This window comes from Phycicoccus sp. (assembly GCF_035325325.1).
Classification (GTDB): Bacteria; Actinomycetota; Actinomycetes; order Actinomycetales; family Dermatophilaceae; genus Phycicoccus.
In genome coordinates this window covers 12,680-29,546 of sequence record NZ_DAOLAC010000019.1, presented here as the reverse complement: position 1 = coordinate 29,546, position 16,867 = coordinate 12,680, and the positions used below count along the sequence as shown (strand labels likewise).

At 73.8% G+C, this 16,867-nt stretch carries 16 protein-coding genes; 8 read left to right on the top strand and 8 right to left on the bottom strand.

All coding sequences use genetic code 11. The features are described 5' to 3' along the window. Window positions 1–8 precede the first annotated feature (8 nt). The gene (locus PKA89_RS12245) at window positions 9–1,172 is read right to left on the bottom strand and encodes a substrate-binding domain-containing protein (protein WP_324419808.1); all 1,164 of its coding nucleotides are present in this window, start codon (window positions 1,170–1,172) and stop codon (window positions 9–11) included. Window positions 1,173–1,301: 129 nt separating this feature from the next. Beyond that, window positions 1,302–3,068, bottom strand: coding sequence for an NAD(P)/FAD-dependent oxidoreductase (locus tag PKA89_RS12240; protein WP_324419806.1), 1,767 nt, complete (start codon window positions 3,066–3,068; stop codon window positions 1,302–1,304). Window positions 3,069–3,295: 227 nt separating this feature from the next. On the opposite strand from PKA89_RS12240, the gene PKA89_RS12235 reads away from it, so the two are divergent. After that, on the top strand, window positions 3,296–4,489 hold the full coding sequence (locus PKA89_RS12235; protein ID WP_324419804.1) for an acyl-CoA dehydrogenase family protein: 1,194 nt from the start codon (window positions 3,296–3,298) through the stop codon (window positions 4,487–4,489). A gap of 72 nt (window positions 4,490–4,561) precedes the next feature. Here the strand turns inward: PKA89_RS12235 and fumC are convergent, their stop codons facing one another. Continuing rightward, on the bottom strand, window positions 4,562–5,983 hold the full coding sequence (fumC, locus tag PKA89_RS12230; protein WP_324419802.1) for a class II fumarate hydratase: 1,422 nt from the start codon (window positions 5,981–5,983) through the stop codon (window positions 4,562–4,564). A gap of 194 nt (window positions 5,984–6,177) precedes the next feature. Between fumC and PKA89_RS12225 the strand changes: the two genes are divergently transcribed. Both PKA89_RS12225 and PKA89_RS12220 read left to right on the top strand, forming a co-directional pair. Continuing rightward, window positions 6,178–6,966 carry a hypothetical protein gene (locus PKA89_RS12225; protein WP_324419800.1) on the top strand — a complete coding sequence of 263 codons (789 nt, stop codon included), beginning with the start codon at window positions 6,178–6,180 and terminating at the stop codon, window positions 6,964–6,966. A 4-nt stretch (window positions 6,967–6,970) separates the two neighbouring features. Next, window positions 6,971–8,371: a wax ester/triacylglycerol synthase family O-acyltransferase gene (locus PKA89_RS12220; RefSeq protein ID WP_324419798.1), complete on the top strand. Its 1,401-nt coding sequence runs from the start codon at window positions 6,971–6,973 to the stop codon at window positions 8,369–8,371. Window positions 8,372–8,408: 37 nt separating this feature from the next. On the opposite strand, the gene PKA89_RS12215 is transcribed toward PKA89_RS12220, so the two are convergent. The 4 genes from PKA89_RS12215 to PKA89_RS12200 form a co-directional block, all read right to left on the bottom strand. Then, the gene (locus PKA89_RS12215; protein ID WP_324419796.1) at window positions 8,409–8,831 is read right to left on the bottom strand and encodes a VOC family protein; all 423 of its coding nucleotides are present in this window, start codon (window positions 8,829–8,831) and stop codon (window positions 8,409–8,411) included. A gap of 298 nt (window positions 8,832–9,129) precedes the next feature. Continuing rightward, window positions 9,130–9,612, bottom strand: coding sequence for a pyridoxamine 5'-phosphate oxidase family protein (locus PKA89_RS12210; RefSeq protein ID WP_324419794.1), 483 nt, complete (start codon window positions 9,610–9,612; stop codon window positions 9,130–9,132). A gap of 71 nt (window positions 9,613–9,683) precedes the next feature. Further along, window positions 9,684–11,162: an NADP-dependent phosphogluconate dehydrogenase gene (gene gndA / locus PKA89_RS12205; RefSeq protein WP_324419792.1), complete on the bottom strand. Its 1,479-nt coding sequence runs from the start codon at window positions 11,160–11,162 to the stop codon at window positions 9,684–9,686. A 240-nt stretch (window positions 11,163–11,402) separates the two neighbouring features. Next, the gene (locus tag PKA89_RS12200; protein ID WP_324419790.1) at window positions 11,403–12,899 is read right to left on the bottom strand and encodes a cryptochrome/photolyase family protein; all 1,497 of its coding nucleotides are present in this window, start codon (window positions 12,897–12,899) and stop codon (window positions 11,403–11,405) included. 134 nt (window positions 12,900–13,033) lie between these two features. Here PKA89_RS12200 and PKA89_RS12195 point away from each other — a divergent pair, with 134 nt between their 5' ends. Next, complete coding sequence (locus PKA89_RS12195; RefSeq protein WP_324419788.1) at window positions 13,034–13,462, top strand: SRPBCC family protein; 429 nt, start codon at window positions 13,034–13,036, stop codon at window positions 13,460–13,462. Between the two features lie 180 nt (window positions 13,463–13,642). Then, complete coding sequence (locus tag PKA89_RS12190; RefSeq protein ID WP_324419786.1) at window positions 13,643–13,849, top strand: cold-shock protein; 207 nt, start codon at window positions 13,643–13,645, stop codon at window positions 13,847–13,849. A 74-nt stretch (window positions 13,850–13,923) separates the two neighbouring features. Here the strand turns inward: PKA89_RS12190 and PKA89_RS12185 are convergent, their stop codons facing one another. Further along, a complete protein-coding gene (locus tag PKA89_RS12185) occupies window positions 13,924–14,349 on the bottom strand; it encodes a PPOX class F420-dependent oxidoreductase (protein ID WP_324419785.1) in 426 nt (141 codons plus the stop codon). A 48-nt stretch (window positions 14,350–14,397) separates the two neighbouring features. Here PKA89_RS12185 and PKA89_RS12180 point away from each other — a divergent pair, with 48 nt between their 5' ends. The 3 genes from PKA89_RS12180 to PKA89_RS12170 are packed head-to-tail and all read left to right on the top strand — an operon-like array spanning window position 14,398 to window position 16,717. After that, window positions 14,398–15,165, top strand: coding sequence for a 5-oxoprolinase subunit PxpA (locus PKA89_RS12180; RefSeq protein ID WP_324419783.1), 768 nt, complete (start codon window positions 14,398–14,400; stop codon window positions 15,163–15,165). 2 nt (window positions 15,166–15,167) lie between these two features. Further along, the gene (locus PKA89_RS12175; protein ID WP_324419781.1) at window positions 15,168–15,836 is read left to right on the top strand and encodes an allophanate hydrolase subunit 1; all 669 of its coding nucleotides are present in this window, start codon (window positions 15,168–15,170) and stop codon (window positions 15,834–15,836) included. After that, window positions 15,833–16,717, top strand: coding sequence for a biotin-dependent carboxyltransferase family protein (locus tag PKA89_RS12170; RefSeq protein WP_324419779.1), 885 nt, complete (start codon window positions 15,833–15,835; stop codon window positions 16,715–16,717). Before PKA89_RS12175 ends, PKA89_RS12170 begins: the two co-directional genes overlap by 4 nt. Window positions 16,718–16,867 lie beyond the last annotated feature (150 nt).

Genomic DNA, 16,867 nt, shown 5'->3' with positions numbered 1-16,867 from the left:
GGGCGGCACTAGAGCTTGGCCTTGCAGGTCGGGGTCGACGCCGCCGGGCCCGTGCAGATCTGCTGCCACGTGAACATCCCGAGGTCGACCGCCTGCTGGACGGCGTCACCGGGGTCCTTGCCCTCCTCGAGGTGGATGAGCGTGGCGTCGAGCTTGGCCGTGGGCACCTGCATGGCGCCGTTGTCGATCGTGTCCTTGACGAGGTCCGCCGGGGGCTTCTCGCCGTTGATCGCGGCGAGGGCGATCTTGGCCGCCGCCTCGGCCTCGACCTTGAACGCCTTGAGGACGTCGTCCTGCTGCTGCCCGGTGAGCATGTACTGCAGACCGGTGAGCTCCGGGTTCTGCCCGCCGTACACCGGGATGGTCAGGTCCTTGGCGGTCAGGGCGGCGATCATGCCGGCCGTGATGCCGTCGTAGAAGCCGAAGAACGCGTCGACCTTGTTCTGCGTCTTCGTGAGGCACTGCTCGGTGGCCTTCGTCGCGTTGTCCGGGGCCCAGTCCTTGATGTAGTCCTCGCAGACCACCGTGATGTCACCGCTCTTGATCAGCGGGTCGATGACCTCGTTCTGCCCGGCGAGCATCTCGGTCGTGTAGACGTCACCCTTGTTGCCGTACTGCCGCGCGACCTTGACCGGCGTGGCCCCGAGCTTCCCGCTCGTCACCTGCTGTGCGAAGTAGTCCGCCTGTTGCTTGCCGACCTTGCGCGGGTCGAAGACGACCTGGGCGTAGAGCGTTCCCTTGATGGGCGGGTTCTCGTAGCCGATCACCGGCACGTTCGCCTGCTGGGCGGCCTGGAGGAGGCCGGCGCTGAGGTTCGGGTCGGCAGCGACGACGACGAGCGCCTTGGCACCTGACGCGATCGCCGCGTTGGCCTGCGAGAGCTGGGTGTTCGAGTCGCCGTTGGCGTTGACGAACTTCACGGTCACGTTGGGGTCGAGCGCCTTCACCGCGGCCTCGAAGGCCGGTCCGTCCTGCTGGATGTACCGGGTCGGGGTGGTGTTGGGCGCCATGAACACGATGGTCCGCTTCTCGTCCGACCCTCCGCTCGCGCTTCCCAAGCCCGAGCTCCCCGACCCGCCGCTGCCGCAGCCGGCGACGGCGAGGAGGACGCCGGCGCAGGCGGCGGCGGCGGTGAGGGACCTGAGGGAGGGGCCGGTGGACTGACGCTTCATGGGGAACTCCTTCTGCTGGCGCGTCCGGGCACCGGACGGCGGGGGTGGGGCTGGCGGAGGTCGGCCGGGGCCGACGGATGGCGGGCTGGTTCGGGCGGTCGGCGAGGTCGTCGCGGCGGGCCCGAGCCGTCACCTCGAGGTGTCGACCCCCGCGTGCTTGGCGGTGATCTGCAGGGCCAGGTGCTTGGAGTAGATGCGGACCCAGGCCAGCGGGCCGCCCATGAACCAGAAGGCCGGGTGGCCGGTGCGCCGGTACAGGCCGCCGAGCTCGCCGTCCTCGCCGATGCCGAGGACCAGGGGGAGGCGGTCGGCGACGTCGTCGCCGAAGAGGCGCCGCGCGGTCTCACGCATGTTCCGGTAGCCGGTGGCCAGCACGACGAGGTCGGCCTCGAGGGTGCGGCCGTCGGTGAGCCGGATGCCGTCCGGGGTGAACTCGGCGAGCCCGGCACCCTGGGCCAGACCGATCTTGCCCTCGGCGATGAGCCGGGAGGCGCCGACGTCGATGTAGTAGCCGCCGCCGTACGCGAGCGCGTAGCCCATGAGGCCCGTCCCGTCGGGTCCGTCGTTGAGCTTGAAACCGACGGCCTCAAGGGATGCGAGCAGCTCGGCGTCCTTCTCCGCGGTCTGCACCACGCCGTCCTTCGCCAGCTCCAGCACGAGCGGCCAGGGGGTACCGCTCGCGAGGAGGTCCGCGTACGCCGTCGGCGGACCGCCCTCGACGAAGTTGCTGCCGAAGATCGCCGGGATGCCGTGCTCCTGGCTGATGATGTGCGTCGAGGACCGCTGGACGAGCGTCACCTCGGCGCCCGCCTCGTGGAGGTCCTGCGCGATGTCATGGCCGCTGTTGCACGCTCCCACGACGACCGCGCGCCGCCCGGCCCACCGGGCGGCGGACGAGTGCCGGCTCGAGTGGTACGACTCACCCCGGAACGTGTCACGGCCCGGGACGTCGGGGATGTTCGGCTCGCCGGCGGCGCCGGTCGCGAGGACGACGTCCCGTGGGCGGACCACCCGCTCGCCGTCGGGGGTGCGCACCCGCAGCGTCCACCGTCCCTCGGCCTCGTCGTAGCTGCTGTCGACCATCTCGGCCGAGGTCCACACGTTGAGCTCCATCGCGGAGGCGTAGGACTCGAACCAGTCGGCGATCTTGTCCTTCGGGCAGTAGACCGGCCACGACGCGGGGTAGGGCATGTACGGGAGGTCGTCGGCCCACACCGGGTCGTGCAGGACGAGGGAGTGGTACCTCGTGCGCCACCCGTCCCCGACCCGTCCGCTCTTCTCGAGAATCAGGGTGTCGACCCCCATGAGGCGCAGGTTGGCGGCGACGGTGAGCCCGCCCTGACCCGCGCCGATGACGACGACGTCGGGGTGGGAGTCCGCGTACGAGGCCGAGGCGCGGCGCCGGTCCAGCCAGTTCGAGCCGTCGGCGTTCGAGGCGTGCCGCGGTCCGAGCGGGCGGCGGTGCCCGATGGCCCGCTCGTGGCCGCGCAGGTCGTCGAGCTCGGTCATGACGGTCCAGGCGACCCAGCGCCCCTCCTTCTCGACGAGCCGCACGGTGCCCCGGCCGTCCCCGGCCGGCGTCTCGAACCGGAGGAACCCCTCGACGACCTCGTCCTGGCGGCGTGGCCCGAACTCGGTGACGACCCTCAGGTTCTCAAGGGCGCCCGGCCGCAGGTGGTCGGCGAGCATGCCGCGCACCGCATCGGGCCCGCGGTAGGTCCCGAGATCCCACGTGAGGGCGAGGAGGTCGCGCCACCAGCAGTCCGCGGCGAGCAGCCGGGTGACCGCGTCGGCGTCACCTGCCTCGGTGGCGTCGCGAAAGGCGCCCAGCCAGTCCTCGAAGATCGAGCCGGCCGCGTCCCGGGCCACGGGTGCGTCGGAGTTCTGCGTCGCCATTGACGGACCTCTTCCTGGGGAGCATCATCGGTACCGCCCGAGCGCTCGCTCGGTAGGCGAGAGTGTGGACCCTCGCTCCGGCCCGGAGCAACAGGTTCGGCGAAGTTTTTCCGAGGGCCCGTCCCGAACGGGCGGTGGCGATGGAGCCTGCCCGGCGCCGGCCGGCCGCCTCCTGTGACCGAGCCGTGGGACGTCCTCGGCCCAGCTCACCACGAGAGAGGTATCGGATGACCGACGTCAAGCAGCTGGCCTCCCGGACACGCAGTTTCGTCGAGGACCGGGTCATCCCACTCGAGGACGTGGCGGACGGAGACGTCCATGCCGCCGGGGGTGAGTGGCTCCGCGCCGACCTGCAGGAGCAGGCTCGCCGGGCCGGTGTGTTCGCGCCGCACGTCCCGCTGCCCCTCGGGGGTCTCGGGCTCGGCATGACCGAGCGCGCCCCGGTCTTCGAGGCGGCCGGCCGGTCGCTCTTCGGCGCGATGGCCATCAACGCGAACGCTCCCGACGAAGGCAACCTGCACCTGCTCGAGCGCGTCGTGACCGGCGAGCAGCGGGAGCGCTACCTGGTCCCGCTCGCGCGCGGCGAGGTGCGGTCCGCCTTCGCGATGACCGAGCCCCCGCCCGGCGCCGGGTCGGACCCCGCCGGGCTCACCACGACGGCCCGCCGGGACGGCGACTCGTTCGTCCTCGACGGGCGGAAGAAGTTCATCACCGGCGCGGACGGCGCCGGGTTCCTCATCGTCATGGCCCGGACCTCCGGAGCGCCCGGCGACAGCGGGGGGGCGACGATGTTCCTCGTCCCCGCGGACCGACCCGGCGTTCGGATCGGCCGTCACGTCAGCACGATCGACCGCTCCATGCTCGGCGGCCACTGCGAGCTCGAGCTGAACGGCGTGCGGGTGCCGGAGCAGGACGTGCTCGGCGAGGTCGACGAGGGGTTCCGCTACGCACAGGTCCGGCTCGGCCCCGCACGACTGACGCACGTCATGCGCTGGCTGGGCGCCGCCCAGCGCGCGCACGAGGCCGCGGTCGAGTACGTCAGCCGGCGTTCGGGGTTCGGTCGCGCCCTGGCCCGGCACGGGATGGTCGAGCTCATGGTGGCCGACAACGAGATCGACCTCGCCGCGACCCGGTCGCTCCTCCTCACGGCCTGCCGAGCCCTCGACGAGGGCCGGCCCGGACGCGAGGAGACATCGCTCGCGAAGGTCTTCGGTGCCGAGGCCCTGCACCGCGTGGCCGACCGTGCGGTGCAGCTGTGCGGCGGCGCGGGCGTGTCGTCGGACCTGCCGGTCGCCCGCATCGCGCGCGAGATCCGGCCGTTCCGGATCTACGACGGGCCCAGCGAGGTCCACCGGACGTCACTGGCCCGCCGGGCGGTCCGACGCTACGGCGCGAACGAACCGGTGGCCGGGGCGTCCTGACGCCCGGCCTGCGGACCGTGCTCATCACCCTCCTCGCCCGGCAGTTTTCCCGCGAAGGTCCCTCACCGCGGTTCAGTCGGGGTGGGTCATCGCGGCGGGGTCGACCCACCGGTCGTAGTCCTCGCCCGACACCGCCCCGGACGCCAGCGCCGCCTCGCGCAGGGTCGAGCCGTCCCGGTGCGCCTGCTTGGCGATGGCCGCCGCCGCGTCGTACCCGATGTGCGGCGCAAGCGCGGTGACGAGCATGAGGTCGGCGTCGAGGTGCTCGGCGATGCGCTCACGGTCGGCCTCGAGCCCGAGGACGCAGTGCTCGCGGAAGGAGCGGCAGGCGTCCGACACCAGCCGTACCGACTCGAGCACCGCGTGCGCCATGACCGGGGTGAAGACGTTGAGCTGGAAGTTGCCCTGGGTGCCGGCGAACCCGACGGTGGCGTCGTTGCCGAACACCCGCGTGACGACCATCGTCATTGCCTCGGACTGGGTCGGGTTGACCTTGCCCGGCATGATCGAGGACCCGGGCTCGTTCTCGGGGATGCGCAGCTCGCCGATGCCGGTCCGCGGCCCGGAGGCCAGCCAGCGCACGTCGTTGGCCAGCTTCATCAACCCGCCGGCCAGCGTGCGCAGCGCCGACGACACGGCGACCAGGCCGTCGTGGGCGGCCAGCTGGACGAAGAGGTTGTCGGCCTGGTGGAAGGCCAGCCCGGTCTCCGCGGACAGGTGACGCGCCACCGCCGGACCGAAGGCGGCCGGGGCGTTGAGGCCGGTCCCCACCGCCGTCCCCCCGATGGCGAGCGCGAGGACCCGCTCCCCCGCGTGCCGGACGTCGGCCTGGGCCTCACGCAGCTGACCGGCCCACGCCCCGATCTCCTGGCCCAGGGTCACCGGGGTCGCGTCCTGGAGGTGGGTGCGCCCCACCTTGACGACGTCGGCCAGCTCGGCGGCCTTGGCCTCGAGCGCCTCGCAGAGGGCGTCGACGGCCGGGTGCAACCGCTCCGCGAGCTCGAGCGCGACGGCGACGTGCACCGCGGTCGGGAAGGTGTCGTTGCTCGACTGGCTGCGGTTGACGTGGTCGTTCGGGTGCACCGGGTCCTTCGACCCCAGCTCGCCGCCGAGCAGCTCGATGGCCCGGTTGGCGACGACCTCGTTGGCGTTCATGTTCGACTGCGTCCCGGAGCCGGTCTGGAAGACGACGAGCGGGAAGTGGTCGTCCAGCTCGCCGCGCGCCACCTCGTCGGCCGCCCGGACCACCGCGTCGGCCACCGCGTCGGGCAACAGCCCGAGGTCGTGGTTCGCCCGGGCCGCGGCCTTCTTGAGCAACCCCAGCCCCCGCACCACCGGCCGTCCCCAGACGAAGGTGTCGCGGCCGATGTCGAAGTGCTCGAGGCTGCGTTGGGTCTGGGCACCCCAGTACCGGTCGGCCGGCACCTCGACCGGCCCCATCGTGTCGCGCTCGGTGCGGGTCGCCCCGCGGTCGGGACCGTCCTGCGTGCTCATCCCTCCACGGTAGGCCCGGCCCGGGCGGCGCGGGACCCGGGCACCGTGCCGAAGGTCACCGTCCACGCCACGGCACGAGGGGTGGGGTATCTCCCCGCACCGGGTCCGCCTCTGGGACAATGACGACTGCCCTCGCAGCGCTGCAGGTCCCGTCCGGGGTCGTCGTGGCGCTGCGTCGCACGGAAGGAGCGAGGATGCCCCGGCTCGACCCGAGCACCGCCGGCCCGGCCGCACCCACCCTGTGGGCCGCCCGCCGGGAGTGGCGCGCCGCGCTCGAGCTCGCGAACTCCGCCGTCCGCACCCGCGACATCGCCGGCTGGCCGGTCGGCGACGGGCACCCCGTCATCGTCCTGCCCGGCTTCCTCGCCGGCCCGGAGTCCACCGTCTTCCTGCGCACCCACCTGCGCCGCCTCGGCTACCGCGTCCACGACTGGCGCCAGGGCCGCAACCTCGGCGCCAGCCCCGAGCTCGCCGAGCGCCTCGAGGACCTCCTCCTCGAGATCCACGACCGCTACGGCCGACGGGTCAGCCTCGTCGGCTGGAGCGCCGGCGGGGTCTACGCCCGCGAGATGGCCCGCGCGCTGCCCGACTACACGCGCTGCGTCGTCACCCTCGGCAGCCCGTTCCGCCACCACCCGGTCTCCACCCGCGCCTGGGCGATGTACCGGGTGATGAACCGCCACAACATCGACCTCATGTTCACCGAGGAGGCGCTCGCGCTGCGGGCGCAGCCGCTGCAGGTGCCGACGACGAGCATCTGGTCGCGCACCGACGGCATCGTCGCGTGGGAGTGCTGCGTCGCCGACCCCGCGCCGCTGACCGAGAACGTCGAGGTCGGAGCCACCCACCTCGGGTACGGGCACCAGCTCGACACGCTCCGGATCATCGCCGACCGGCTCGCCCAGCCGGAGGGCGCCTGGCGGCCGTGGGCGGACGAGGCCGCCGCGGACGAGGCGCCACCGGCCGACCATCGGGCGGTCTGACCCGGTGGGCCGGTCCCGCTGGGCCTCACCGCTCGACGCGATCTTCCTCATCGGCGAGTCGCCCGAGACGCTGATGCACGTCGGGTCGCTGCTGCACTTCCGCTACCCCGAGGGCGAGGACGACGGGTTCCTGCGCGACCTCGTCGCCGACGTCCGGGCCAGTCCGGTCGAGCCGCCGTGGACGCTGCGCCTGCAGACCCGCCGGCTGATGCGCCAGCCGCTGCACCGCTGGGTCGAGGACGAACGGTTCGACATCGACTACCACGTGCGCCACTCGGCCCTCCCCGCGCAGGGCGGCGAGCGCGAGCTGGGCGTCCTCGTCTCGCGGCTGCACTCCAACCAGCTCGACTTCCGCCGCCCGCCGTGGGAGATGACCTTCATCGAGGGCGTCGGTCCCGGCCGGTTCGCCGTGTACACGAAGATCCACCACAGCCTCGTCGACGGCTACACCGGCACCCGCATCCTCCAGCGCGGGCTGTCCGAGGACCCCGACGACCGCACCCACCCGCACTTCTTCAGCCTCACCCGACGGCCGCGGGTCGAGGGCGAGTCACGCGAACCGGTCGGCGACGTCGCCTCGATCCTGCGCAGCGTCTCGACCTCGGTCACCTCGCTGCCGACGGTGGCCCGCACCCTCGTCGAGACCCAGCTGCGGCGCGGGCAGACCTCGACCCGCGCGGTCACCTCGTACCAGGCGCCGATGAGCATCCTCAACGGCCCGACCGGCCGTTCGCGGCGCTTCGCGACCCAGCAGTACGAGCTCGAGCGGCTCCGGGCCGTGGCCCGCGCCCGCAACGCGACCCTCAACGACGTGCTCATGGCCATCTGCGCCGGCGGCCTGCGCCGCTTCCTCGACGACCTGGCCTCCCTCCCGGACCGCCCGCTCGTCGCCTTCGTGCCGGTCAACGTCCGGGCGCCGGAGAGCGAGGGCGGCGGCAACTACGTCGGGGCCACGCTCGTCTCGCTCGCGACCGACGTCGAGGACCCCCTCGCCCGCCTCTCCGCCATCGCCTCCTCCTCGCGGGCGGCGAAGGCGAGGATGCGCGGGATGGGCGGCGACGCCGTCATCGCCTACAGCGCGCTGCTCCTCGCGCCGGCCGGGCTGCAGGTGGCGCGGGCGATGAGCGGCCTGCCGCTGCCGGGGCCGCTGACCCTCAACGTCTGCATCTCCAACGTGCCGGGGCCGACCAAGCCGCTGTACTGGCGCGGCGCGCAGCTCGAGGCCACCTACCCGGTCTCGATCCCCGGCCACTCGATGGCGCTCAACATCACGGCGCAGTCGTACGCGGGCACCCTGAACATCGGGTTCATCGGCGACCGCGAGTCGCTCCCGCACCTCCAACGGCTCGCGGTGCACACCGGCGAGGCGCTCGCCGACCTCGAGCGGGAGGCCGGAACCGCCTGAGCGCAGGCCCGGGCGACGCGGCCCGGGCCCGAGCCGGTCAGCCCTGGGTGCCCTCACCGGTACCGATGTTGACCATCCACGAGATACCGAAGCGGTCGGTCAGGGCGCCGAACTCGTCGCCCCACATCTGCTTCTCGAGCGGCATCGTCACCGTGGCGCCGTCGGCGAGGCCGTCCCAGTAGCCGCGCAGCGCCGCGTCGTCGCCGCTCAGCGAGACGTGGACGTTCGTCACGCCGCTCGGCACCTCCTCCTGGCCGGGGGGCAGGTCGCTCGCCATGATGACGAAGCCGTCGGCGGTGCGCAGGTGCGCGTGCATGACGCCGTCGGCGCCGGGGCCCTCCACCCCGTACTGGCCGAAGGTCATGACGTCGAGGTCGCCCCCGAGCACCTGCTGGTAGAAGCTCATCGCCTCGCGGGCGGTGCCGGGGAAGTTGAGGTACGGGGTGAGCTGGCTGGCCACGGTGGCCTCCCTGTGTCTCGGGCGGATGGGTGGCCGTGACGGTACGCCCGGCCACCGACGGTGTCACTGCCCCCGGTGGGCCACGGCGCCGGGGAGCGTTGTGCGGACGCCGCGACCGGAGGCGCATCGAGGGAGGGCGAGCACGCCGGGCTCGACCGCGCCGACATCGCCCCAGGGTCAGCGGGGAGCGCCGAGAGGAGGCAACACGCAGAGGGCCGAGGCCGTCTCCCTGCGTGTTGCCTCCTCTCGCGGTGACCGGATGACCGGATGGGCCGACCGGGGTGGCCGGCGGACCGGGTCAGAGGTCGACGGTGTGGCTCTCGCCGGGGTCGGGCCGCTCCCCGCTGACCCGGGCGCGGACCATCTCGACGACCGTCGCGACCCGGCCGGGGCTGTCCCAGTACTCCGCGGTCTCGCCGTCGACCCGCAGGACGACGACGTCCGGGTCCTCGGGCTCCTTCTGGAACCACGTCTTGACCATCTCGTCCCACAGCTCGCGGGCCTTCTCGGGGTCGTGGCGCACCTCGGCCCGTCCCGCGATCGAGACCCACGCGCCCTCCTGGGCGAAGGCGACGTTGACGCGGGGGGTCGACTCGATCTCGTGGGCCGGGGAGCTCTCGCGCAGCGTGAGGAACCACAGGGTGCCGTCGTCGTCGACCTGCTGGAGGGTCATCGGGCGGCTGGTCAGGGCTCCCGTCTCGGGGTGGACGGTCGTGAGCATGGCGAGGCGCTGGTCCTCGACGAGCTCCTTGACGTGGGCGGCGCCGTCGTGGTCGGTCATGCCGGTCTCCTTCTGCTGGGGTCCTCGGGGGCTACCCCGCCGGCACACCAGTGACACGCGGCGTCGAACCTTCAGTCCGCGGCGACCTCGGTGCGGCCCTCGGACCAGAGGGTGTGGAACGCGCCCTCCCGGTCGACCCGCTCGTAGGTGTGCGCGCCGAAGTAGTCGCGCAACCCCTGGACGAGCGCCGCCGGCAGCCGCTCGGCACGCAGCGCGTCGAGGTAGGCGAGCACCGACGAGAACACGGGCACGGGGATGCCCGCCGCGACGCCGGCCGCGACGACGCGGCGCAGCGCCGGCAGCCGCTCGGTGACCGCGGCCGCGAACCCCGGGGTCGCGAGGAGGCTCGGGGCGTCCGGATGGTCCTCGAGCGCCTTGGTGATGTCGCCGAGCAGGCGGGCGCGGATGATGCAGCCGTCCCGCCAGATCCGCGGGAGGTCGGCGAGCTCGACGTCCCAGCCCTGCTCGGCAGAGCCGGCCCGCACCAGGTCGAGCCCCTGGGCGTACGAGACGACCTTGGCGGCGTACAGCGCCTGCCGCAGGTCGTCGGTGTCGACCCGGACCGGCAGCTCGGCGACCACCGGCGCGTCGAGCGCCTCGCGCACGGCGGTGCGCCGCGTGGTGTCGCCGGAGACGGCGCGGGCCATCGTCGCCTCGGCGATTCCGGTGACGGGCACCCCGAGGTCGAGCGCGGTCTGGACGGTCCACCGCCCGGTGCCCTTCTGCTCGGCCGCGTCCCGGACGACGTCGACGAACGGCCGGCCCGTGTCGGCATGGGTGTGCGACAGCACCTTCGCGGTGATCTCGACGAGGTAGGACTCGAGCTCGGTGCCGTTCCAGTCGCGGAAGACCGCGGCGGCGTCCGCGGCGTCGAGGCCGATGAGGCGGTGCATCAGGTCGTAGGTCTCGGCGATGAGCTGCATGTCGGAGTACTCGATGCCGTTGTGCACCATCTTGACGAAGTGGCCGGCGCCGTCCGGCCCGATCAGCGTGCAGCAGGGTTCGTCGTCGACGTGGGCCGAGATGACCTCGAGGAACGGTCCGAGCTCGGCGTAGGTGTCGCCGTCGCAGCCGGGCATGATCGACGGACCCTCGAGGGCACCGACCTCGCCACCGGAGACCCCGACCCCGGCGAAGCGGATGCCGTGCTCGGCCAGCGCGTCGTGGCGCCGCACGGTGTCGCGCCCGTGCGCGTTGCCGGCGTCGGCGACGACGTCGCCCTCCTCGAGGAGGGGCACGAGCTCGTCGATGACGGCGTCCGTGCCCTCCCCGGCCTTGACCATGACGATGATCCGCCGCGGCCGCTCGAGCGCGCCGACGAGGTCCTCGAGCGAGCGGGCCAGCGTGAAGTCGCCCTCGTCGCCGAACTCGTCGACGAGCGCCTCCGCCTTGCTCGTCGTGCGGTTGTGCACCGCCACGCGGAACCCGTTGCGGGCCAGGTTGCGCGCGAGGTTGCGGCCCATCACCGCGAGGCCGGTGACCCCGACCTGGGCGCGCGCGCCCGAGTCGTCCGTCGTCGTGTCGTCCGTGCTCGCGGCGTCGCTGCTCATCCGGGGTCTCCCGTCGTCCAGGGGTGGGGTGCCGACCGGCGGGCGGGCGGCGCGTGCTTGTGGGGCCAACCCCGCCGCGGGTCCCGCTCTTCCCACCCTCGACACGACGCCTCGCCCCCCCGCGCGTCACTCGCGTATCGGGTCACCCGATACGAGCGCGCTTCACCCCGGAACCGTTCCGGGGGGAAGCGCAGCGTTATCGGGTCACCCGATACGCGTGGGGCTCGGGGGCGGAGGGGGTCAGAGGCGGCGCAGGACGCTGCGGCTGCGGCGGAGCAGCTCCTCGCGCCGGTCACCGTCCATCCCGTCCCAGGTGCGGGTGACCATCCGCGAGCGAACGTTGCCCTCGAAGACCTCGCGATGGTGCTCGACGAAGCCCCAGTAGAGGGCGTCCCAGTCCTCGCGCCACTCGCCGGTGCCGAAGTCCGTCATCTTCCTGAGGTAGTTGCTGCCGGACACGTACGGCTTGGTCGTGATGCCGGTGCCGGCGGCGAACTGCGACATGGCGTACACGTTGGGGACCATGACCCAGTCGTAGGCGTCGACGAAGAGGGCCGTGAACCACTCGTAGACCTCGTCGGCATCGGTGCGCAGCAGGCACATCGCGTTGCCGAGGACCATGAGCCGCTCGATGTGGTGCGCGTACCCGCGCTCGAGGACGCCGCGCACGACGTGGTCGACCGGGTCGAGGCCGGTCGTGCCGTCCCACCACCCAGCCGCCAGGGACCGGGTGTGCCGCAAGTGGTTCGAGCTGCGCATCCGCCGCCCGTACAGGTGGTAGGTCGCCCGCACGTACTCCCGCCAGCCGATGAGCTGGCGGACGAACCCCTCGAGCGAGGGGAGCTCGACGTCCTGTCCGTGGGCGGCGTCGAGGACCGTGTCGAGCACCTCGCGCGGGTCGAGCAGGCCGCAGTTGAGGGCCGGGGTGATGGCCGCGTGGAAGACGAACGGGTGGCGCGTGGAGACCGCGTCCTCGTACGGCCCGAACTCGACGAGGCGCTCGTCGACGAACTCGCGCAACCCCACCCGTGCCTGCTCGTGGGTGACCGGCCAGTCGAAGGTGTCGGCGCGGCCCGGTGCGTCGGGGAAGGCCTCGGCGACCCACCCGATGGCCTCCTCGACCTCGGGCAGCCGGTCGAGCGCGCGCCGCTCCGGCACCGGATGGTGCTTCGGCAGCTTCTTCCGGTTCTCGGTGTCGAACGACCACCGTCCGCCGACCGGCCGGTCGTGCCCCGGACCCTCGACGAGGACGTCGAGCCGCTGCCGCTGCCACTGGTAGAAGGTCTGCATCCGGGCCCGGTGCCCGCCGAACCACTCGGCCAGGTCGGGGCGCGTCGTGAGGAAGTTCGGGGTCTCCTCGACGTCCTCGGGCGCGAGGTCGAGGTGCGCCTCGCGGAAGGCCCGGCGGACGTCGCGCAGCAGCCAGTCGTCGACGACGTCGTGCAGCCGCACCTCCTCCGGAGCGGCCTCGGCGAGCAGCTCGGCGAGCCGGGTCCGGGTCGTGCGCCGGGCGTCCGTCTCGATGACGTCGACGTCGAACCCGCTCTCCCGCAACCTCTTCGCGAAGAGACGCATCGACGCCCGGTGGAGCACGAGCTTCTGCGCGTGGAACGGCTGCTGGCGGAAGAGCAGGTCGTCCTCGACGAGCACGAACCGGGTGCCGGTCGGCTCGTCGAGCAGCGACTCGAAGAGCTGGTGCGGGAAGACCACCCGCAGGCGCCGGGTGCGTCTCACCACGCGGTGATCCCGCCGTCGACGAGCAGCTCGGTGCCGGTGACGACCGCGACGTGCCCGGCACCCATCTCCTTCACCGGAGCATCACAGCACAGCGGGCCGGCCGGCCGGACCGCACCGTCTGGGACGATGGCGCGGTGTCCATCCTCGACGGCTCGATGCGCGTCTCGGCCACCGGCGACCTCCCGCCCGAGCACGCCTGGGCCCGCTACACCGAGCCGCGGCGCTGGCCGGCGTGGGCGCCCCAGGTGCGCGAGGTCGACTACCCCCACGAGGTGGTCCGGGCCGGGACGCACGGCCGGGTCCGCGGTCCGGGCGGGCTGGTCGCCGTCTTCACCGTCGACGCCGTCGACCCCGCCGCCCGGACGTGGTCGTGGTCGGTCCGCTCCGGTCCCCTGCGCGTCTCCTTCGACCACGGTGTGGAGCCCGTGGGTGCCGACGGGCCGGGCGCCGCGGGCGGCGGCAGCACCGCGTGGGCCGTGGTCCGCGGCCCGTGGCCGGTCGTCGTGGGCTACGTCCCCGTCGCCCGGTGGGCGCTGGGGCGGTTGGTCGCCGGGACGCGGTGAGCGGACGCGAGCGCGACCGGGTACGCTCGACGTCGTTGTTGAGCTTTCCGTTGTGAAGTGGTGGCAGAACCGGTCCTGACGGGACCGAGCAGCTTTCTGAGCAGAGGTACGTACCAGGCATCACCAACGCCGGACCCCACGACAGTCGTGGGGTCCTCGCTCAGAGAGAAAGGCCATCCCATGGCTACTGGCACCGTGAAGTGGTTCAACGCCGAGAAGGGCTTCGGCTTCATCGCCCCCGACGACGGCTCCGCCGACGTCTTCGCCCACTACTCGGCGATCAACTCGAGCGGCTACCGCTCGCTCGACGAGAACGCCAAGGTCGAGTACGAGACCACGCAGGGCCCCAAGGGCCCGCAGGCGGCGAACATCACCGTCATCGGCTGACGTCGTCACCCCGCGCCGAGAGGCGCACCCCGAACGCCGTCCGGCTCGCCCGGGCGGCGTTCGCGCGTCCGGCGTCAGGCGACCGGGTCGCGGCCGAGGTCGAGGAGGATGCCGGCCCGCGCAGCCCTGCGGATGCCGACCAGCCCGGTGACCTTCTCGACGAGGTCGGAGAACCGCGCCGGCAGACCGTACTTGGCCACGACGGCCGACCGGACCCGCGCGACCTCCTCCGGCGACCGCACGACGACGGCGTCGCCGCGGTACGTGGGCGCCCCGTCGTCGACCCGACCACGCAGGTCGCACGGGCGCGCCTCGACCCGGCTCGTGTGGCCGAGCCGCTTGGTCTTGCCGGTGCCGTCGACGGTGATGACGACGAGCCGGTCGCTCCCGTCGAGCGCCGGGGCGACCCAGACCGGCGTCGCGACGGGGGTGCCGTTGCGACGGAAGGTCGTCAGGGAGGCGTACTTCGCGGTGGCGAGGGGGTGGTCCGCGGCGCTCATGGGCCCAGCCTAGGCGGGCTCGGGGACCCGGACGGTAGCGTCGGCGTCGTGACGCCCGTCATCGACCTCAACGCCGACCTCGGCGAGTCCTTCGGGGCCTGGGTGCTCGGGGACGACGACGCGATGCTCGAGGTCGTCACGAGCGCCAACGTCGCGTGCGGCTTCCACGCCGGCGACGCGACCACGCTGCGCCGCACCGTCGCCCGCGCCGCCGAGCGTGGAGTGGTCGTCGGCGCCCAGGTCGGCTACCGCGACCTCGCGGGCTTCGGGCGGCGCCGGATCGACGTCGCGCCGGAGGACCTCACTGCCGACGTGCTCTACCAGCTCGGTGCTCTGGAGGCGATGTGCCGGGTGACGGGGACCAGGGTGCGGTACGTCAAGCCGCACGGTGCGCTCTACACGACGGCCGCCGTCGACGAGGCGCAGGCCGCGGCGGTCGTCGCCGCGGTCGCCGCGTACGACCGGTCGCTGCCGGTCCTCGGCCTGCCGGGGTCCGCCCTGCTCGCCGCGGCGGCCGCGGAGGGCCTGCCGACGGTCGCCGAGGCGTTCGCCGACCGTGGGTACGACGCCGACGGCCGGCTCGTGTCGCGTCGGGAGCCGGGAGCGCTCGTCACCGACCCCGCAGAGGTGGCTGACCGCGTGGTCCGGATGGTGCGGGAGCGCCGGGTCACGGCGGTCGACGGCACCGACGTCACGATCGCCGCGGACTCGGTGTGCGTCCACGGCGACACCCCGGGAGCGGTGGCCGTCGCGACGGCGGTCCGCGACGCCCTCGCCCACGCGGGGGTCGGCCTGCGGCCGTTCGCCGGCCCGTGAGCATGCCGCGGCGACCGCTCGGCGTGCTCCCCGCAGGCGAGCACGCCGTCCTCGTCGAGCTCGCCGACCTCGACGCGGTGCTCGCGCTCGCCGCCGCGGCCCGGGAGCGGGTGAGTGCGGGTGCCGGTGCCTGGGCGGTCGTCGAGGACGTCGTCCCGGGCGCCCGGACGCTGCTGCTCTCCGGCGAGCGGGTCGCCCCGGCGGACCTGCGCAGCGCCGTGCTCGACCTGGCCCGGACACCGGCCGCGACGGGCCCCGCCCCCTCGAGCGCCACCAGCAGCGCGAAGACCGCCGAGGTGCGGGTGCGCTACGACGGACCGGACCTCGGCGAGGTGGCCCGGCTCACCGGGCTGTCGCGCGGCGAGGTCGTCGCAGCCCACACGGGCACACCCTGGCGAGTGGCCTTCGGGGGGTTCGCGCCGGGCTTCGCGTACCTCGTCGGCGGCGACCCCCGGCTGCGGGTGCCGCGTCGCGACGCGCCGCGCGGTTCGGTGCCGGCCGGCGCGGTGGGCCTCGCCGGCGAGTTCTCGGGTGTCTACCCGCGACCGTCGCCTGGCGGCTGGCAACTCATCGGCTCGACGGATGCCGTTCTCTGGCAACCGGACCGCGAGCCTCCGGCACTGCTCCAGCCGGGCTCCGCCGTGCGGTTCGTGGCCGAGGACCCCGCGTGAGGCCGGCCGCCCTCGAGGTCCTCCGCACCGGGCCGCTGGCGCTCGTCGAGGACGGGGGCCGGCCGGGTCTGGCCGCCGTCGGCGTCGGCCGATCCGGTGCCGCCGACCGCGCCGCGTACCGGCTCGGCTGCCGGCCCCTCGGGCACGGGGACTCCCCCGCCGCGGTCGAGTGCCTCCTCGGCGGGCTGGCCGTCCGGGCCCGTGGTCGCGTCGTCGTCACCCTCACCGGCGCGCCGGCCTCCGCCGTGCTCGACGGCCGACCGGTCCCCCACGCAGCGGTCCTCGAGCTGTCGGACGGCGCCGAGCTCGCCCTCGGCACACCGACATCCGGACTGCGGACCTACCTCTGTGTGCGGGGAGGCCTCGACGTGCCGCCCGTGCTGGGCTCGCGCTCCACGGACACCCTCTCCGGCACCGGACCGGCGCCGCTCGCCGTCGGGGACGTGCTGGCGGTCGGACCGGCGCCGGCCTCCTTCCCGCACGTCGACCACGCCGCCGTCTCGTCGCCACCGCACGGCGAGGTGGTCCTCGACGCGCTGCCGGGACCGCGGAGCCGCTGGGTGGGCGGTCTCGACGCGGTGACCCGCGCCGCCTGGGTCGTCGGCCCGGACAGCGACCGGGTCGGGGTGCGGCTGCGCCCCACCGGTGCGCCGGTCGAGCGCGTCGCGGCCCACCGGGACGTCGAGCTGCCGAGCGAGGGGATGGTCCGCGGCGCGGTCCAGCTGCCGCCCGGCGGCGAGGCCGTCGTGTTCCTCGCCGACCACCCGGTGACCGGCGGCTACCCGGTCGTCGCGGTGCTCACCGACGCGTCCGCCGACCGCGCCGCCCAGCTGCGTCCAGGCCAACCGGTGCGCCTCCGCGCCGCGCCCGCCGTCCGCTAGCTAGCCCCGGCCGAGGTGGGCGAGGAGCAGGGCGGCCGGCCCGGTCCCCGCCGGCCGCAGCGGTGGCGCGAAGTTCGTCCGGCGTCCCTCCACCGGCACCCGGCGGAGCGCGACCGGCAGCAGCGCGGCGGCGAGCAGCGGCGGGAACGG

Coding starts and splice junctions, on each gene's coding strand:
- PKA89_RS12225 (WP_324419800.1), top strand. CDS start 6,178: ATGCCCCGGCTCGACCCGAGCACCGCCGGCCCGGCCGCACCCACCCTG.
- PKA89_RS12190 (WP_324419786.1), top strand. CDS start 13,643: ATGGCTACTGGCACCGTGAAGTGGTTCAACGCCGAGAAGGGCTTCGGC.
- fumC (WP_324419802.1), bottom strand. CDS start 5,983: ATGAGCACGCAGGACGGTCCCGACCGCGGGGCGACCCGCACCGAGCGC.
- PKA89_RS12245 (WP_324419808.1), bottom strand. CDS start 1,172: ATGAAGCGTCAGTCCACCGGCCCCTCCCTCAGGTCCCTCACCGCCGCC.
- gndA (WP_324419792.1), bottom strand. CDS start 11,162: ATGAGCAGCGACGCCGCGAGCACGGACGACACGACGACGGACGACTCG.
- PKA89_RS12175 (WP_324419781.1), top strand. CDS start 15,168: ATGCCGCGGCGACCGCTCGGCGTGCTCCCCGCAGGCGAGCACGCCGTC.
- PKA89_RS12235 (WP_324419804.1), top strand. CDS start 3,296: ATGACCGACGTCAAGCAGCTGGCCTCCCGGACACGCAGTTTCGTCGAG.
- PKA89_RS12210 (WP_324419794.1), bottom strand. CDS start 9,612: ATGACCGACCACGACGGCGCCGCCCACGTCAAGGAGCTCGTCGAGGAC.
- PKA89_RS12185 (WP_324419785.1), bottom strand. CDS start 14,349: ATGAGCGCCGCGGACCACCCCCTCGCCACCGCGAAGTACGCCTCCCTG.
- PKA89_RS12240 (WP_324419806.1), bottom strand. CDS start 3,068: ATGGCGACGCAGAACTCCGACGCACCCGTGGCCCGGGACGCGGCCGGC.